This window comes from Rhodococcus yunnanensis NBRC 103083, from assembly GCF_001895005.1.
Classification (GTDB): Bacteria; Actinomycetota; Actinomycetes; order Mycobacteriales; family Mycobacteriaceae; genus Rhodococcoides; species Rhodococcoides yunnanense.
The window spans coordinates 282,071-298,944 of sequence record NZ_BCXH01000001.1; the positions used below are offsets into that span (position 1 = coordinate 282,071).

Here is a 16,874-nt window from a genome sequence, read left to right on the forward strand (position 1 = left end):
GGTCGGCGTCGACAGCACAGTAGTCCCTAGGTGCGACACCGTGTTGTTGGAAGTGATCCGTGTTGTTGGAAGTGATCCGGGTTGTTGGAAGTGATCCGGGTTGTTGGGAGCGATCCGGGTTGTGGAAGTGATCCGGGTTGACGAACTTCAGTCGCCGGGCTTGTCCGAGGATTCGAGATGCTCACGCATCAACTCCTCGACGTGTTTGATCACAGCCGGGACCTCTTGTTCTGGAACGGCCTTGGAGAAGTGGTGCCCCTGTCCGAGCCGAAAGCCCAGGACCCGCGCGGCGTCCAGCCTGGCCACAGTCTCCAGTCCTTCGAGAATCACCGACAGTCCCAGTTCATCGGCGAACTGCAACATCGCGTGAGCTACTGCGTGGCCGACTTTGGTGTGCAACGCGGACGCAACAGTTCGGTCCAATTTGAAACCGTCGACCGAGACGTGCATCAGCCGGGGCACCGGCGACCACCCGGAACCGAGATCGTCGAGCAGTACCGTGAATCCGGCGGCCCGAAGCGCCCGTACCATCCGAGCCTCGTCCTCCACCATGGTCCCGCGGGCGGTCTCGGTGATCTCCAGAATGATGGCTTCGGCGGGCAACCCCGCGTTGGTCACGATGGAGAGGATTCGGTCTACGCAGTCCGGTCGATCCAAGTGATGACCCGACACATTCACCGACAACTTCAAACAGGGTCGATCCATCGTCCACCGCGAAAAATCCTGACACGCCGCGGCGAGGATCCGCAGGTCCAGATCCACGATGAGGTCAGTCGTCTCCATCTGTACGATGAAATCGCCAGGTTCGACCAGACCCTCGATCGGGTGTTGCCATCGCGCAAGTGCTTCGAGGGCGAAGATCTTTCCTGTTCCCAGGTCGACGATCGGTTCGTACCACGGCGCGATCTCGCCCGTATCGATCGCCGCTGTCAGCTCCGTCACATTTCCCACGGGCGTGAAGACTCGGGATCGGCTGCGCTGGACGTCGAGATGATCTTCGACCATGACGCCCAATTGCTCGAGCAAGTGCACCTGATCCAGTGTGAGATCGTGCGGCTGCGCATCGAGCACACACAGGGTGCCGATCGGAATCGATTCGCGCCCGAAAAGCGGTACGGACGCGTAGGACCGGAAGCCGGCATCGCGCATGGAGGCGATCAGCGCATGGCCGGGCGACCCGGTGTGGAGTGGGGAGTCGGCCGTCGCAGCCCCTGCCAGTGACGCATCGCCGACCACGAGGGAGTGACCGAGTTCGACGACCGTGGTGCACGCGGCCTGTGATCGTGGCACGACGCATCCGGCAAGATCCTCGATTCCATAAGCGACAAGGGTGTACTGATTGCCGTCGTCGAGAATATTGACCATTGCGACCGGAAATCCCAACGCCTGCGCGGTTACCGCAGTCGCGTTTTCCAATGCTGGGGAGACCGCTGCGAAGTCGAGGTACTTACGAGCAGAATCCTTCTGCCTCTCGATCCGGGTTCGGACCACTTTGCGCCTCCATCAACACTGCGGCGCACCCGCACCTGATCCATGTTCCCGACCGTGAATAGTATGTCAGAACCAGTCACTGCCGTTACATCGATTCAGTTTTGCCGGTCCGGCCTGGAACACGACGCGAGTGACGCGCTCTCGGTCCGAACACCACGGCCGCCGTCTACAGTCGAAACTCGGGTCGAGAATATCGCACCGCTGCATCCGAGGTCGTCACCTCTGCAGCGCCGGGGAAGTAGGTGGACATGGTCGACAAGAAGGCCGACGTCATTGTCGTCGGTGCAGGTCTCGCTGGTCTGGTCGCGGCGGCGGAACTCGTCGCAGCCCGCAAACACGTGATATTGGTCGATCAGGAGAACGAGGCCAATCTCGGAGGACAGGCCTTCTGGTCGTTCGGTGGGCTGTTCTTCGTCGACAGCCCCGAACAACGCCGACTCGGAATCAAGGATTCCCACGAACTGGCGATGCAGGACTGGATGGGATCTGCCGGATTCGATCGAGAAGAGGATCTCTGGCCTCGCCGATGGGCGAAGGCGTACGTCGAATTCGCATCGGGTGAGAAACGATCATGGCTTCGCGAACGGGGCCTGAAGATCTTTCCGCTCGTCGGGTGGGCAGAACGGGGCGGTTACGGTGCCACCGGCCACGGAAATTCGGTGCCCAGATTTCACATCACGTGGGGTACCGGACCTGCACTGGTGAACATATTCGCCGAGACGGTACGGGCCGGTGTGGCGAACGGGACGGTCACCCTCGCCCATCGCCACCGAGTCGACGAGATCGTCGTGGTCAACGGAGTCGCAGCAGGAGTGCGCGGCACACGCCTCGAACATACGACGGCCGCACGCGGTGTCCCGTCCTCCCGGGTCGGCATCGGTGAGTTCGAGTTCGCGGCGGACGCAGTGATCGTGACTTCCGGCGGAATCGGAGCCAACTGGGAACTGGTGAAGAAGAACTGGCCTGCTCGGCTGGGAGAACCGCCGAAACACATGCTGACCGGTGTACCTGCGCACGTCGACGGGCGAATGCTCCAGATCACCGCAGATGCCGGAGCCAGCGTGATCAATCCCGACCGGATGTGGCATTACACCGAAGGAATCACCAACTACGACGCTGTGTGGCCGAATCACGGAATTCGGATCCTTCCCGGTCCGTCGTCGCTGTGGCTCGACGCGACCGGCGCACAGCTTCCCGCACCCTTGTTTCCCGGGTTCGACACACTCGGCACACTCGAACACATCGTCCGGACCGGATTCGACTATTCGTGGTTCGTACTCGACCAGAAGATCATCGAGAAGGAGTTCGGCCTGTCGGGGCAGGAGCAGAATCCGGACCTGACAGGTAGAAGCGTGAGAAAGCTTCTCGAACGAGTGCGTTCGGGCGCGCCTGGTCCCGTCGAAGCATTCAAGCGTCGAGGGGAGGACTTCGTCGTCGCGAATTCCGTTACCGATTTGGTGGCGGGGATGAACAAGATCGGCGACATCGAACTCGATCCGGTCGACATCGAGCATCTCGTGCGGGCGCGTGACCGGGAGATGGACAACGGCTTCAGCAAGGATCTATCGGTATCGGTCATACATGCCGCACGAAAATACAAGGGAGACAGGGCAGCTCGTATTGCATCACCGCATCGGATGCTCGATCCCGAGTCCGGACCGCTCATCGCGGTCAAACTGCACCTGTTGACCCGAAAGACGCTGGGCGGCTTGGAGACCGATCTGGACTCCCGTGTGCTCCGGCCGGATGGGTCCCCGTTCGAGGGACTGTTCGCTGCTGGTGAGGTCGCAGGATTCGGCGGAGGAGGAGTGCACGGGTACCGGTCGCTGGAGGGGACGTTCCTGGGCGGATGCATCTTCTCCGGCCGATCGGCGGGTCGCGCTGCATCACGATGACACGATGAATGACACATGGCGCGACGAACGGAAAATGCCTTCGTGTCGGCGCGCATCGGTAAAGTTGTGCGCACCGATCAACCGCATTCGAGGAGCGTTCGATGGCCGACTTCAACGAGCAGATCATCGCGGAGTTTCGCAGCAATCACGGCAAGGTGGGTGGCCCGTTCGAAGGAGCGCCGCTGCTTCTACTGCACAGCGTGGGTGCTCGCACCGGCACCGAACGAGTGAGTCCGTTGATGTACCTGCCGAACGACGACACGTACGTGATCTTCGCGTCCAAGGCAGGGGCGGACAGCAACCCTGACTGGTACCACAACCTGAAAGCCAATCCGGACACCACGATCGAGGTCGGCGACAAGACGCTCAGCGTGGTCGCCTCGGAAGTGAAGGGTGCCGAACGAGACGAGCTCTACCGCCGGCAGGCCGACCTGTACTCCGGTTTCGCCGACTACGAGAAGAAGACCTCCCGGGTCATTCCGGTCGTCGTTCTCGCTGCGCCCTGAGTCGTCGTTGTTCGAAACAGGACCCACCGCAAGTCGCGTGGGCGAGTACGGATTGCACCCTCTAGCCTCGACTGTATGAACTCCCCAGCCGACGATCGCCTCGAGCGAGCGAACATCGAGCTCGCCCTGTCCCATTTCGACCATCGTTCGGTCACGGTGGGGACGCGGAGAGCGGCGGCGGTCGCATTGGCCATCGGTGGCCCGGCGCACGCTCGACGGCTACTGCTGACCAAGCGACCCTCACGGCTCCGCGCTCATCCAGGCCAGTTCGCACTCCCCGGCGGATCGGTCGATCCCGGTGAGACGACGGAAGCCGCGTGTCTTCGTGAGCTACAGGAAGAGCTGGGTCTGACAGTTCCGCAGGACTGCGTTCTCGGGCGCCTCGACGACTACGAGACTCGGTCGGGATATGTCATCAGTCCTTTTGTCGTGTGGGTCGGTGATCGGCTCGACGAGATGTCACCGAGCCCGACAGAAGTCGCGACGGTGTACGAGGTCTCGTCTGCCGAAATCGACGTCGATGCACGTTTCGTAACGATCGAGCAGTCGAACAGACCTGTCGTTCAGTGGCCGTTCCGCGATTCACTCGTCCATGCGCCCACCGGAGCCGTCGTACATCAGTTCAGAGAAGTCGTACTTCGTGGACGGCACACCCGCGTGGCAGACTTCGAACAACCGGTGTTCGCGTGGCGGTGACGACGGAGGGCAGTGTCGTTTCCCGCCGATTCGGGGATGCCTTCGCTGCGAACGAGGAATCGAGGTGTTCGGCGTGAGCACGTCCGGTACGGACCGTTCGGATCGAATTCTCACCGTTCCCAACGTTCTCAGCGTGCTACGGCTGCTCCTGATTCCGCTGTTCCTCTACCTCCTGCTCGAACGGGAGGCCGACGGCTGGGCCCTGGCAGTGTTGTTGGTGAGTGGGGCGACGGACTGGCTCGACGGCAAACTCGCGCGCGCCCTCGACCAGTCGTCCAGGCTCGGTGCATTGCTCGACCCGTTCGTCGATCGTCTGTCGGTGGTGACGACGCTGCTCGCGTTTTCGCTACGGGGCATCATCCCGTGGTGGGTGACTGCAATTCTGATCGGCCGCGACCTGATACTCGCCGGGACCATTCTCGTGTACAGAAGGCGAGGACTACCACCACCGGACGTGATCTATCTCGGTAAGGCCGCGACGTTCGTGATCATGATCGCACTGCCCGTGCTGCTCGGCGCAACAGGGGATTCGCAAGTCGCCGAGGTTCTGTCCCCGATCGGCCATGCCTTGCTCTTGTGGGGCACTGCCCTCTACGTGTGGACCGGCATCCTCTACACCTACAAGGCGGTCCTGGTCGGTGCGACGGTGCCGGTATCCGACCGGGCTGCACACGATGCGTAGGGCAATCACCCGCAACCCTGTTCCTTCGCTGTTGCGATCGTTGATGTCGGAGCACCTCGACCCCGGTTATGCCGCCGCGGCGCACTCTCGACGGCACACCGCTGGTCGGCCATCCGTCCGATCGACTGCCGTATGGACCGCACTGGGAACTCTGTCCATAGGTGTCGTGTTCGGATTCGCCATCTCCCAAGTGGCCGACCACCCCTCCGATGCCCCTGGAGTTCAGCGAGAGACGGTTGCGACAGTTCGAGCTGCGACGAACCGTGCGGACGACCTCGAAGCGCAACGAAGTGCTCTTGTGGCCGAGGTCGACACGGCACGGGAAACGGCGCTGGCGAGCAGCGACGCAGGAGGTTCGGTACTCACCGACCTGCGGTCGCTCGAGGTCGCGGCGGGCGCCACCTCGGCATCCGGTCCAGGCATCACCGTCGTCGTCTCGGAACCTGCATCGCCTGCATCGCTGTCCGACGCTTCCCGGCGCACGCGTGGATCGGCGGCCGCGGTCATAGATCGAGATCTCCAGGTCGTCGTCAATTCGCTCTGGGTGAGCGGTGCGGAAGCCATCGCCGTCGGGGATGTCAGGATCGGCCCCAACGTCACGATCAGACAAGCAGGCGGAGCGATGCTGGTCGACAATCGCCCAGTGCCGTCGCCGTATTCGATCTCAGCGATCGGCTCCCCATCGCAATTGCAGGCCCGGTTCTCCGTCAGCGACGCATACCTTCGAATGTCGGCGCTGTCCCAGCTGTACCGTGTCGGATTCGACGTCAGACCCGACAACGATCTCCAACTACCCGCTGCCACGGCGCGTCCTGTGTCTGCTGCCCGCCCGGAGGGTTCCCCATGACCGAAGACAGCAGCGACATCGGGGACGGCAGCAACCTCGGTGAAAGCACGGACGGTGGCGAAGGCACGGACGGCGGGGGAACGAGCGAGATTCCCGGGCCGAGTAGGCCTCGCGCCGATGCCCCACGACGAGGCGGGAGCCTTCTACTGCTGGCGTTCGTCGCGCTGGCAATCGGAGTCGTCATCGGAACCGTGTCCTCACCCGAGGTTCCGGAAGCGGTGGCGCCGTACCTTCCGATCGCCGTCGTGGCCGCCCTCGACGCAGTCTTCGGCGGCCTGCGGGCGTATCTCGACGAGATATTCGATGCGAAGGTCTTCGTCGTCTCGTTCGTGTTCAACGTCGTCGTCGCGGCGTTGATCGTGTGGCTGGGCGACCAACTGGGCGTCGGAACCCAGCTGTCGACGGCAATCGTCGTCGTGCTCGGCATCAGAATATTCGGCAATGCGGCGGCGTTGCGTCGCCGACTCTTCGGAGCGTGAGAACGGTGACACACGAGGGGAAGCATCAACTGCGCGACGATCCCCATAGTCACGTCGATGGCCACGGTCACGTCGATGGGCCCAGTCGAGTCGATGGCCGTCGCCGGTCCGTAGTGTTCGGGTGTCTGGCCGTCCTCCTGATGGCTGTTCTCGGGATCGGGCTTGCCGCCCAAGTTCGCGTGAACGAGAGCGAGGATTCGCTCGATTCGGCCAGACCCGCTGATCTACTGGTTGTCCTCGACAACCTCGGACGGCGCGAAGCGTCCATCCGCGAGGACATCACGACCTTGCAGAACACGCTGTCGGCCCTGCGTGCCGAGGGAGGCGGGTCGGGTGCGGCGCTCACCGAAGCTCAGTCCAAGCTCGATGCGCTGTCGATACAGGTCGGTGTTGTCGGCGCCACGGGACCGGGAGTCGTCGTCACCGTCGAGGACCCGAGAACGGGCGTCGGATCGGAGGTACTGGTCGATGCGCTACAGGAACTGCGCGCAGCGGGAGCCGAGGCGGTGCAGATCTCCGGTGACGGAGGCGAGCCCATCCGTATCGGCGTCGACTCCTGGATTGCGGGGGCAGCCGGATCCGTCGTCGTCGACGGGAGCGAGATATCCGCACCGTTCGTATTGACTGCGATAGGCGATCCGCCGACTCTGTCGGCTGCGCTCGACATCCCTGGCGGAGTGGTCGACACAGTCGCTCGAAATGGGGGAGAGTGCGCAGTATCTCAATCGGACCAGGTCACCGTGTCCGCCTTGCGGGACCCACGATCACGTCAATACGCTCAGCCCGGAAACTAGCTCGACCGCATGGTCGGGATGCCACCCGAAAGGACTGCCGAGTTGAGCGACACCGTGCCATCCGCTGACTTGTTGTACACACCCGAACACGAGTGGGTGCACAGGACCGGCCCGACGACGGTCAGAATCGGCATCACCGATTTCGCACAAGGTCAACTCGGCGACGTCGTCTTCGTCCAGCTTCCTGCCGTCGGCGACGAGGTCACCGCAGGGTCCTCGATGGGCGAGGTGGAATCGACCAAGAGCGTGTCGGACGTCTTCGCGCCGATCTCCGCCAAAGTCATTGCCGTCAACGAGGATTTGGATGCCGGTCCGGAAAAGGTCAACACCGGTCCGTACACCGACGGCTGGTTGGTCGAGCTCGAGGTCGACACCGAAGCCACGTTGAACACAGCGGTGACACAGATGCTCGACGCCGACGGATATGCTGCCATTACGGCCGGGTAACTTCGCGGGAGCGGACTGGAGAAACCGTCTACACCCACGCTCGTACGCAGGGTACGGTCGTTGATGTGTAGATGCCGTGTCGGGGCGCAGGTCCGCAACAAGACAGGTCCGCAACAAGACAGGTCCGCAACAAGAACTGAACGTGCAAGCTATCTACTGCGTAGCCCGCGGTGTACGTCGCCCGGGTGATCGGACTGAGAAGGAGAAACGGTGAGCGAGAACGACAACGACGGCATCTACGGAGAGTCGCCGGCGGAGACCACGTCGGTCTTCCGTGCAGACTTCCTTCAGGAGCTGGACAACTCGGCAACGAGTCAGACTTCCGAAGCTCCGGTGTCGGGTGTGGAGGGCCTACCGGTCGGGTCCGCGCTTCTCGTCGTGAAGAGAGGCCCGAATGCAGGCTCTCGTTTCCTGCTCGACCAGCCGACGACGTCGGCCGGTCGTCATCCCGACAGTGACATCTTCCTGGACGATGTCACTGTGAGCCGTCGTCATGCTGAATTCCGTCAGGACGACGACGAGTTCCAGGTAGTCGACGTCGGCAGCCTCAACGGCACGTACGTCAACCGCGAGCCCGTCGACTCGGCCGTGCTGGCCAATGGTGACGAGGTCCAGATCGGCAAGTTCCGTCTTGTCTTCCTGACCGGACCACGCGGAGGAGCAGGATCGCAGGTAGGGGAGTCGTCTGCAGGTGCGGGCAGCCAGTGACCGCCGTCGGGCAGCAGTCTCCCGGGGGGATGTCGATTGGCTCCGTCCTCGATCGACTTCGGCCCGACTTTCCAGATGTGACCATCTCCAAGATCAGATTTCTCGAAGCAGAGGGTTTGATCTCGCCGGAGCGGACGCCGTCCGGCTATCGGAGATTCTCCGTCGCCGATTGTGAACGTTTGAGGTTCGTGCTGACAGCGCAGCGAGATCAGTACCTTCCGCTCAAGGTCATCAAAGAGCAGCTGGAGGCGATCGACAGCGGCGCGGCGCGGGTCGAGCGAGCCGAACCTGCGCCGCGTAAGCCGCGCACGCTCAGCGTTGCCCCAGGCGAGGTCGATCCGGACGAGTTCCTGGCGGATCGTGAAACGCGGGTGAGCAAGTCCGACCTGTTGGAGCGGGCGGGCATCGACGACCCGTTCCTGACCGAGTTGATCCGCGCTGGTCTCGTCACTCCCGGACAGGCCGGTTTCTACGACGAAGGATCGGTTGTACTCGCCCGAACTGCCCACGCAATGTTGCAGTTCGGTCTCGAGGTTCGGCACCTTCGCGCCTTCAAGCTGGCGGCAGATCGCGAAGCCGGCTTGGTCGCACAAATTGCAGGACCCGTCGCGAAGAGTCGCGATGCAGGAGCACGGGACAGGGCCGAGGAGATGATCCGCGAACTTGCGGCGCTGTCTCTGACTCTGCATACGTGTTTGGTCAAAGCTGCTGTGCGAGGCGCTCTCGATCGTTGACGCGTTCGATGTCGTCGCTGGACTCCACTGCGTCGCGAACATCCAATAGACTCGACGCAGTGGACGGACCCGGATCTGCGGCCCGATTTTCGAAGCATGTGGGAGGCAGTCACCATGAGTGAGATGCGCGTCGTCGGTATTCGTGTCGAGCAGCCCCAGAACCAGCCGGTTCTTCTGCTGCGGGAGTCCGATGGAGAACGCTATCTGCCCATCTGGATCGGGCAGACGGAAGCGGCCGCCATCGCATTGGAGCAGCAGGGCGTACAGCCGGCGCGCCCTTTGACGCACGATCTGATCAAGGATCTGATCGGTGCGCTCGGCCACACCCTCAAAGAGGTTCGGATCGTTGATCTGCAAGAGGGGACGTTCTACGCCGATCTCGTGTTCGACAAGAACGTCCGTGTATCGGCCCGCCCGTCCGATTCGGTGGCGATCGCGCTGCGTGCGGGTGTTCCCATCTACGCAGAAGAGCCCGTTCTCGCCGAGGCAGGCTTGCTGATGCCGGACGAGCGTGAAGACGAGGTCGAGAAGTTCAAGGAATTTCTGGAATCGGTTTCGCCCGACGATTTCAAGGCCACGGACGGCTGAAGATCGCGATCGAGGTAACGGAAGAGTCTCAACCTCAACTTTAGGTTCAGGTTTACGGCGCGGCGCGTTGATTCCGAGAGAAACGCGCCATAGCGTTCAGCCTGTGAGTTCCAGTCGGCGATCGTATGTCGCCGATCCGCGCCGGAGAGTAGTCTGGCCTGGTACGCGGAATGGACTTCACGCGGCAGTACGCCGGGAGCGCATCCCGGTAGAACCTGAGTCAGGTTCACGCGCAGTGTCGAGACATCCGAAGAGGGAGCAGTCAGTGGGAGATCAGCCGCAGGAACGCCACCACGGTTCAGCGACCGACGCATCAGGAGCTGGCGACCCCGCAACGGTGGACACCGCGACAGCAGAGAACACCGCGACAGAATACAACCCCGCGAGTTCGGTGGACACGGTCCCCCCGCGGCAGGTCCAAGACTTTCAACCAGGATTGTTTCCCGACGACTCCGTGCCCGACGATCTTGTCGGATATCGAGTACCCAGCGCATGCCAGATCGCTGGAATCACCTACCGGCAGCTCGATTACTGGGCCCGCACCGGATTGGTCGTTCCGTCGATCAGAAGCGCGGCAGGTTCGGGCAGCCAGCGGCTCTACTCCTTCAAGGACATGCTGGTCCTGAAGATCGTCAAACGGCTACTGGACACAGGAATTTCTCTGCAGAACATCCGCGTGGCCGTCGACCATCTTCGGCAGCGGGGTGTCGGTGACCTCGCCAATATCACCCTCTTCTCCGACGGTACGACGGTGTACGAGTGCACCTCCGCCGAGGAGGTCGTCGATCTCCTCCAGGGTGGGCAAGGCGTGTTCGGTATCGCTGTCAACGGCGCGATGCGTGAACTGACCGGCCTCATCGCAGACTTTCCCGCCGAGCGAGCGGACGGTGGAGAATCCGAGACGACGCCCGAGGACGAGCTGGCGTCTCGACGCAAGAATCGCGCGAGCCGCAAGACCGGTTAGACTTCAGACGTCGCGCTTGCGCGGGAGAGTTCCGGGGCAGCCAGTTCCGGACGCCGAAGGAGCAACACCTCCCCGTCAATCTCTCAGGCACACGGACCGTGTGAGCTTCGACGTCTCTGGAAAGTGATGGGAGTACCCATCCGCCCAAGGGGAAAGGACGTCCGGTAGCCATCGGCGGGCCGAATCTCTCAGGCGCTCGTTTCGGTGAGCATTCGACAGAGGGGGAGGAGCGCCCTGTCGTACGCACCGAACCCTTGGAGCTCCTCGTGACCGAAACGAACTCTCGCTCAGCTACACCGCCGACGTCGCACGGGCGTATCTTCGCCGATAGGCACATCGGTCCCGACTCCGCGGAGCTCGATCGGATTCTGCATGTCGTTGGAGTCGCTACTCTCGACGACCTCGCGATCAAGTGCGTTCCTGCATCGATTCTCGACGAGTCCTCGGGTGGAGTCAGCGAGGGGCTCGGCACACTCCCCGAGCCTGTCGGAGAACACGATGCTCTTGCCGAACTTGCCGATCGTGCGGCGCAGAACACCGTAGCGACGTCGATGATCGGTCTCGGTTACTACGACACGCTGACACCACCGGTGATCACTCGCGGAATTCTCGAGAATCCAGCGTGGTACACGGCCTACACCCCCTACCAGCCGGAGATCAGCCAGGGCAGGCTCGAAGCGCTGCTGAACTTTCAGACCATGGTTGCGGATCTGACCGGTATGGAGGTGGCCAACGCGTCGATGCTCGACGAGGCGACGGCGGCCGCAGAGGCGATGACGCTGCTACGTCGGGCGAACCGCACGTCGAAGTCTCCTCGATTCGTGGTCGACACCGACGTGTTCCCACAGACTCTGGCAGTACTGGAGACGAGGGCCGAACCGCTCGGAATCGAACTCGTGCACCACGACCTTTCCCACGGGCTCCCCGACGGTGACTTCTTCGGTGTCCTTGCCCAAATCCCCGGTGCCAGTGGACGTCTCATGGATCACCGTGCCCTGACCGCCAGTGCGCACGAGGCAGGCGCCCTGGTCGCTGTGGGCGCCGATCTGCTCGCTCTGACGCTGGTGACGCCGCCGGGCGAGTCCGGCGCCGATGTCTGCTTCGGTACCACTCAGCGATTCGGTGTTCCTATGGGCTACGGTGGGCCGCACGCCGGTTACCTCGCCGTCCACTCCGCTCACTCGCGGCAACTGCCAGGCCGGTTGGTCGGTGTGTCCGTGGACGCGGACGGGGATCTGGCATACCGGCTCGCCCTGCAGACACGCGAACAGCACATCAGACGCGAGAAGGCGACATCGAACATCTGCACCGCGCAGGTTCTGCTCGCCATCGTTGCGGCGATGTACGCGAGCTACCACGGTAGCGACGGGCTTCGTTTCATTGCGCATCAGGTCAATTCGCGCGCGCGTGCACTGGCCGCAGGACTTCGGCAGTCGGGAATCGAACTCGCAAGCGATACATTCTTCGACACGGTGACCGCGTCGGTCCCCGGGCGCGCACGGGATGTCGTCGGTGCAGCCAAGAAGTCGGGTATCAACCTCCGGCTGATCGACGAGGACACCGTGGGTATCTCGTGCGACGAAACGACGACTGTCGGTCACATCGCCTCGGTTCTCGACGCTTTCGGGGCGACTCCGACCACAACCGATGCCGCGGAGTCCATTCCCGGGAGCCTCGTCCGAACGTCCGATTTTCTCACCCACCCGGCATTCACACGCCATCGCACCGAGACGTCGATGCTTCGTTATCTGAGAATGCTGTCGGACAAGGATATTGCCCTCGACCGAAGCATGATCCCGCTGGGATCGTGCACGATGAAGCTCAACGCGACAGCGGAGATGGAATCGATCACGTGGCCCCAGTTCGCGAGGCTGCATCCGTTCGCGCCTGATGCCGACACCGTCGGCATCAGGTCCATCATCGCCGACGTCGAGAAATGGCTTGTCGACATCACCGGTTACGACGCGGTGAGTCTGCAGCCCAATGCAGGTAGTCAGGGCGAGTACGCCGGGCTGCTTGCCATCCGCAACTACCACCTGGGACGCGGAGATCAGCACCGCGACATCTGCCTGATTCCATCGAGCGCCCACGGAACCAACGCCGCCTCAGCAGTCATGGTCGGAATGAAGGTCGTCGTGGTGTCCTGCCGGACCAACGGAGACGTCGACGTCGACGATCTTCGCGCCAAAATCACCCAGCACGCAGATTCTCTGGCCGCGATCATGATCACGTATCCGTCGACGCACGGCGTCTACGAACACGAAATCGACGATATCTGCGCCGCAGTACACGACGCGGGCGGTCAGGTGTACGTGGACGGCGCAAACCTGAACGCGCTGGTGGGACTTGCCCGTCCGGGTCGGTTCGGCGGGGACGTGAGCCACCTGAACCTGCACAAGACGTTCTGCATCCCGCACGGGGGCGGAGGGCCGGGAATCGGCCCGATCGGAGTTCGGGCACATCTTCAGCCGTACCTGCCCGGACACCCGTTGCGCGAGGGTCTCGGTGGTGGGGCGCCGGTCGCTGCCGCACCGTTCGGAAGCGCGTCGATTCTGACGATCACATGGGCCTACATCCGAATGATGGGAGCAGTCGGTGTGCGCAAGGCCACGTTGACCGCCATCGCGTCGGCGAACTACATCGCACGTCGGCTCGACGAGCACTTTCCCGTTCTGTACACCGGTGACAACGGCATGGTTGCGCACGAGTGCATTCTCGACGTTCGAGAGCTCACCAAACGTACGGGAGTCACCGTCGACGATGTGGCGAAACGACTGGCCGACTACGGGTTTCACGCGCCGACGATGAGTTTCCCGGTAGCAGGGACGCTGATGGTCGAGCCGACCGAGAGCGAGAACCTCGATGAGATCGACGCCTTCTGCGACGCCATGATCGCTATCCGTGCGGAAATCGACCGAGTCGGTTCCGGGGAGTGGCCCGTCGAGGACAACCCGTTGCGAGGCGCCCCGCACACAGCCCGCAGCCTCGTCGGCGAGTGGAACCATCCCTACACCCGTGAGGAAGCTGTCTTCCCTGCGTCGGTAACTACTCGTGCGAAGGTATGGCCTGCAGTTCGCAGGATCGACGGCGCGCATGGAGACCGGAATCTCGTCTGCTCGTGCCCGCCCATCGAAGCGTTCGCGTGACGGCCCTGCGTACTCGGCTCGAGCCTAGGACGTAACCAGTTGCAGCATCGCGAGCTCCGGCGGCGCTGCAACACGGACCGGTGGACCCCACGCACCTGCCCCTCGGGTGGTGTACAACGTGGTGCCACCGACGCGGTCCAGCCCCTCGACGCTCGGCTGCTGGAGTGGTACGAGATATCGCAGAGGCCAGATCTGGCCGGCATGAGTATGTCCCGAGACTTGGAAGTCGACACCGAAATCGGATGCTTCGACGGCCTGAAGGGGCTGGTGCGCCAGCAGGAGCGAGAACCTGTCGGGATCGCGTCCCGCCAGAGCACCGGCAAGATCCGGTTCGTACGGGGCAGGAGCTGTCGCGTCGTTGATTCCGACGATGTCGATGGCGGCGCCGTCCTTGGTCACGACGTGCCGCTCGTTTCGAAGCACGGTGACTCCGAGGGTCGACCACAGATCGAGCCACTTGCCACCGTCGTCGGCGTAGAACTCGTGGTTGCCGCTCACCCCGAACACACCGAGCGGCGCCGAAAGTTGTTTCAGTGGAGCAAGATCCGCACCGACGAGTTCGACGGTACCGTCGATCAGGTCGCCGTCCAGTATGACGATGTCCGGTGACTGGGCGTTGACGTCGTCGACCACTTTCCTCACGAAGCCTTCGCCTCTGGCAGGCCCCACGTGAAGGTCGGACACCAGGGCCACACGTAGTCCGTCGAACTCGGCCGGAAGCCGGTTCAGTGCGACCGTGGTCTCGGTGACCCGCGGATCGGATGCCTCGACGAGGCCGTAGCCCACGGCAACCACCGATACCGCAGCGGCGACGGCGGAGCCGATTCGTGTGGCCTTGCGGCGGGCGGTCACCGAGTCGCGCCCGCGAACTGCCATCACGATGCGGATGGACACCGTGACGAGGCCGACCAGCGCAGTCCCGAGCACGAGGTAGAGCACGACTGCGAGCCAACTGAGCCCGACGAACGCGGGTCCACGCGCCCAGTCCGGATCGAAGAGCTCACCGGATCCGATGCCGATCAGGGCCAGCAGCCACATGCCGATCAACACGACATCGGCGATCGTGGAGTACGGCCGCGGCAGTCGTGTCGCCCTGACGTAGCGGAAGTGAAGTACGAGGCCGACGAGAGCGAGGAACGTGCCGAACACGAGCAGTCGTGTCATGGGTCAGTACAGCAACTTTCGGAGAAGGTCGGGGAGTTCGGGTCCATCCGACGTATTGACGGTCGTCACCGAGCCGCCAGTCATGTCGGACATGGACTGCAACGTACCGATGTCCGAATTGGTTCCGATCGATACGACGTCGATCGACACGGGCCGGTCCGGCTTGCTCGAGCTTGCCAGCACGGAGAGGAACCTCTCGGACGAGATGGAGGGGTCGTCGTTGGGTCCGTCGGTCACGAGTATCACGCTGTTTGGTACACCGGGCGCGAAGTTCTCGACGGCATCGATGTACGTGGCCGTGACCGATTCGTACGTCGACGTGGCGGTACTGGGCCGGAGAGCATCCAGCGCAGCCGATAGTTGCGAGCGTCTGGTTCCGGACGGCAACGCCTCGCTGACCGGCCCCGTCGACACCTCCTCCCGAAACGGCCGCTGCGCATCGAGAGCATTGCTGTATACCCACAATCCCAGCTCGGACGAGTCCGTCACGGCCTCGAACTGTTGCCGCAATGCTGCGGTGGTGTTCTGCAGGCGGCTGCGACCACCCTCGACGGTGTCCATCGACCCGGAGACGTCGAGAAGAATCGTCGCCCGACGCGGCGTCGCTGGATTCCTCACTGCGTCGATCAACGCGCGAGCCGTGTCCGCCGACGTGGTCGGTGCGTCGGGCGGGGCGTCTGCTGTCTCGAACCCGGCATCGGTGAAGTGCGCCCGGTTCTCGGGGAGGCCGACGAAGTCCACGAATTGTGCCGCGGCGCGGCTCAGTGTCTCGTCCGTCCATCTCCCGGACAGAATGGCTGCCGGATAGTCCGCGATCGGTGCCGAACCGGTCGGTGCATACGCCGAGATCCCGCTGTCCGCGAAGGTTGCGGCCAGTTGTTGCTCGGTGGTGGGGACCGAATGAAAATCAGCCGTGGGCGAGATGTCTGCACTCAGCCGGGCAAGCGCTGTCTCGGTCGAATCGGTGACCACCGCACTCCGGTCATGATCGGTGCTGCCGAGGGCAGACATGGCAGACACCGTGGAACCGCGGCGAACATCTTCGGGGGTCATCGGAGTGCCGGAAGTGGACTCAGCGACAGCGGCCAGCGCGGCGGCGGTGGAGTCCGAAGACGGACCGATCGGTAGCTGCAACCGAAGACCGCCCCACCCTGGCAACCCGAGCACGTCGAGACCGTCGGGTGCGCCTTGAAGTCCCGGAAGGTCCGCCCACCCCGTCCCTGCGTCCCGCATCGCGGACGTGACCGCGATCGGGCTTGCGAGAACGACGGGCGACTGTGCAATCGAACGTGGTGTTCCGGCGACCGTCCCTGCCGGGAGTCCAACAAGTGTGTCCGAGGATCGTGGGATCCAGAGCGCGGGGGCAGGCCCCAGCGTCTGCTGATCCCAGCTGGGGTCCGCGGCGGTGAGTGCACCTGCCACCTGGGCCGAGTCCGCGGCAGTAACTGCTACGGCCACACAGTGATCACGGACGACGGGCCGTGTAGCGGTGAACTCGGCAGCCAGGTCGGTGACCTGCGTCGAGATGTCCGGATCGACGGTGACCGGCAGCGTCAACTGACCTTCGACACATGTTTCGGCCGCTTGTATTCCTTGGTTCGCGATGCGGTCCCGAAGCTGAAACCACCCGAACACGGCGAGCACCAGCACGATGATGGCACCCGCCGCGATCACTGGGCCCTTACTGATACCTCGGGTTCCCCCCGAAGTTCGATGTTCGCCCACGTGAGAAA

The 16,874-nt window shown here is 63.1% G+C and carries 16 protein-coding genes and 1 riboswitch; of the genes, 13 read left to right on the forward strand and 3 right to left on the reverse strand.

Translation table 11 applies throughout. The features are described from left to right. Window positions 1-147: 147 nt before the first annotated feature. Window positions 148-1,491: a sensor domain-containing phosphodiesterase gene (locus tag RY1_RS01325; protein WP_072801718.1), complete on the reverse strand. Its 1,344-nt coding sequence runs from the start codon at window positions 1,489-1,491 to the stop codon at window positions 148-150. Window positions 1,492-1,739: 248 nt separating this feature from the next. On the opposite strand from RY1_RS01325, the gene RY1_RS01330 reads away from it, so the two are divergent. From RY1_RS01330 to gcvP, 13 genes are all read left to right on the forward strand, one after another. Beyond that, a complete protein-coding gene (locus RY1_RS01330) occupies window positions 1,740-3,386 on the forward strand; it encodes an FAD-binding dehydrogenase (RefSeq protein ID WP_072801719.1) in 1,647 nt (548 codons plus the stop codon). A gap of 101 nt (window positions 3,387-3,487) precedes the next feature. Next, window positions 3,488-3,892: a nitroreductase family deazaflavin-dependent oxidoreductase gene (locus RY1_RS01335; RefSeq protein WP_072801720.1), complete on the forward strand. Its 405-nt coding sequence runs from the start codon at window positions 3,488-3,490 to the stop codon at window positions 3,890-3,892. A gap of 75 nt (window positions 3,893-3,967) precedes the next feature. Further along, complete coding sequence (locus tag RY1_RS01340) at window positions 3,968-4,588, forward strand: NUDIX hydrolase (RefSeq protein ID WP_072801721.1); 621 nt, start codon at window positions 3,968-3,970, stop codon at window positions 4,586-4,588. A 73-nt stretch (window positions 4,589-4,661) separates the two neighbouring features. Further along, a complete protein-coding gene (locus tag RY1_RS01345) occupies window positions 4,662-5,270 on the forward strand; it encodes a CDP-alcohol phosphatidyltransferase family protein (RefSeq protein WP_072802220.1) in 609 nt (202 codons plus the stop codon). Then, complete coding sequence (locus RY1_RS01350; RefSeq protein WP_072801722.1) at window positions 5,263-6,117, forward strand: DUF881 domain-containing protein; 855 nt, start codon at window positions 5,263-5,265, stop codon at window positions 6,115-6,117. The genes RY1_RS01345 and RY1_RS01350 overlap by 8 nt, the downstream gene beginning before the upstream one ends. A gap of 146 nt (window positions 6,118-6,263) precedes the next feature. Further along, window positions 6,264-6,596 (forward strand): small basic family protein, encoded by a 333-nt coding sequence (locus RY1_RS01355; RefSeq protein ID WP_139279712.1) that lies wholly within the window; start codon window positions 6,264-6,266, stop codon window positions 6,594-6,596. A gap of 5 nt (window positions 6,597-6,601) precedes the next feature. Further along, window positions 6,602-7,390 carry a DUF881 domain-containing protein gene (locus tag RY1_RS01360; protein ID WP_371829441.1) on the forward strand — a complete coding sequence of 263 codons (789 nt, stop codon included), beginning with the start codon at window positions 6,602-6,604 and terminating at the stop codon, window positions 7,388-7,390. Window positions 7,391-7,408: 18 nt separating this feature from the next. Continuing rightward, a complete protein-coding gene (gene gcvH / locus RY1_RS01365) occupies window positions 7,409-7,837 on the forward strand; it encodes a glycine cleavage system protein GcvH (RefSeq protein ID WP_072802223.1) in 429 nt (142 codons plus the stop codon). A 210-nt stretch (window positions 7,838-8,047) separates the two neighbouring features. Beyond that, on the forward strand, window positions 8,048-8,545 hold the full coding sequence (gene odhI, locus RY1_RS01370; protein WP_072801723.1) for an oxoglutarate dehydrogenase inhibitor Odhl: 498 nt from the start codon (window positions 8,048-8,050) through the stop codon (window positions 8,543-8,545). Continuing rightward, window positions 8,542-9,279 carry a transcriptional regulator FtsR gene (ftsR, locus tag RY1_RS01375; protein ID WP_072801724.1) on the forward strand — a complete coding sequence of 246 codons (738 nt, stop codon included), beginning with the start codon at window positions 8,542-8,544 and terminating at the stop codon, window positions 9,277-9,279. The genes odhI and ftsR overlap by 4 nt, the downstream gene beginning before the upstream one ends. Window positions 9,280-9,393: 114 nt before the next feature. Further along, the gene (locus RY1_RS01380) at window positions 9,394-9,867 is read left to right on the forward strand and encodes a bifunctional nuclease family protein (RefSeq protein ID WP_072802224.1); all 474 of its coding nucleotides are present in this window, start codon (window positions 9,394-9,396) and stop codon (window positions 9,865-9,867) included. A 391-nt stretch (window positions 9,868-10,258) separates the two neighbouring features. Then, window positions 10,259-10,831 (forward strand): MerR family transcriptional regulator, encoded by a 573-nt coding sequence (locus RY1_RS01385; protein WP_072802225.1) that lies wholly within the window; start codon window positions 10,259-10,261, stop codon window positions 10,829-10,831. An 11-nt stretch (window positions 10,832-10,842) separates the two neighbouring features. Continuing rightward, window positions 10,843-10,940: riboswitch (glycine riboswitch) on the forward strand. 157 nt (window positions 10,941-11,097) lie between these two features. Next, window positions 11,098-13,977 (forward strand): aminomethyl-transferring glycine dehydrogenase, encoded by a 2,880-nt coding sequence (gene gcvP, locus RY1_RS01390; RefSeq protein ID WP_072802226.1) that lies wholly within the window; start codon window positions 11,098-11,100, stop codon window positions 13,975-13,977. A 24-nt stretch (window positions 13,978-14,001) separates the two neighbouring features. Here gcvP and RY1_RS01395 read toward each other — a convergent pair whose 3' ends face one another. Further along, window positions 14,002-15,141: a metallophosphoesterase gene (locus RY1_RS01395; protein WP_072801725.1), complete on the reverse strand. Its 1,140-nt coding sequence runs from the start codon at window positions 15,139-15,141 to the stop codon at window positions 14,002-14,004. A 3-nt stretch (window positions 15,142-15,144) separates the two neighbouring features. Beyond that, window positions 15,145-16,866, reverse strand: a complete 1,722-nt coding sequence (locus RY1_RS01400; protein WP_245819453.1) for a substrate-binding domain-containing protein — start codon at window positions 16,864-16,866, stop codon at window positions 15,145-15,147. Window positions 16,867-16,874: the final 8 nt, after the last annotated feature.

Excerpts from the sequence above, each read along its gene's own strand:
- RY1_RS01330 (WP_072801719.1), top strand. The coding sequence starts at position 1,740 with ATGGTCGACAAGAAGGCCGACGTCATTGTCGTCGGTGCAGGTCTCGCT.
- RY1_RS01335 (WP_072801720.1), top strand. The coding sequence starts at position 3,488 with ATGGCCGACTTCAACGAGCAGATCATCGCGGAGTTTCGCAGCAATCAC.
- RY1_RS01340 (WP_072801721.1), top strand. The coding sequence starts at position 3,968 with ATGAACTCCCCAGCCGACGATCGCCTCGAGCGAGCGAACATCGAGCTC.
- RY1_RS01350 (WP_072801722.1), top strand. The coding sequence starts at position 5,263 with ATGCGTAGGGCAATCACCCGCAACCCTGTTCCTTCGCTGTTGCGATCG.
- gcvH (WP_072802223.1), top strand. The coding sequence starts at position 7,409 with ATGCCACCCGAAAGGACTGCCGAGTTGAGCGACACCGTGCCATCCGCT.
- RY1_RS01380 (WP_072802224.1), top strand. The coding sequence starts at position 9,394 with ATGAGTGAGATGCGCGTCGTCGGTATTCGTGTCGAGCAGCCCCAGAAC.
- RY1_RS01395 (WP_072801725.1), bottom strand. The coding sequence starts at position 15,141 with ATGACACGACTGCTCGTGTTCGGCACGTTCCTCGCTCTCGTCGGCCTC.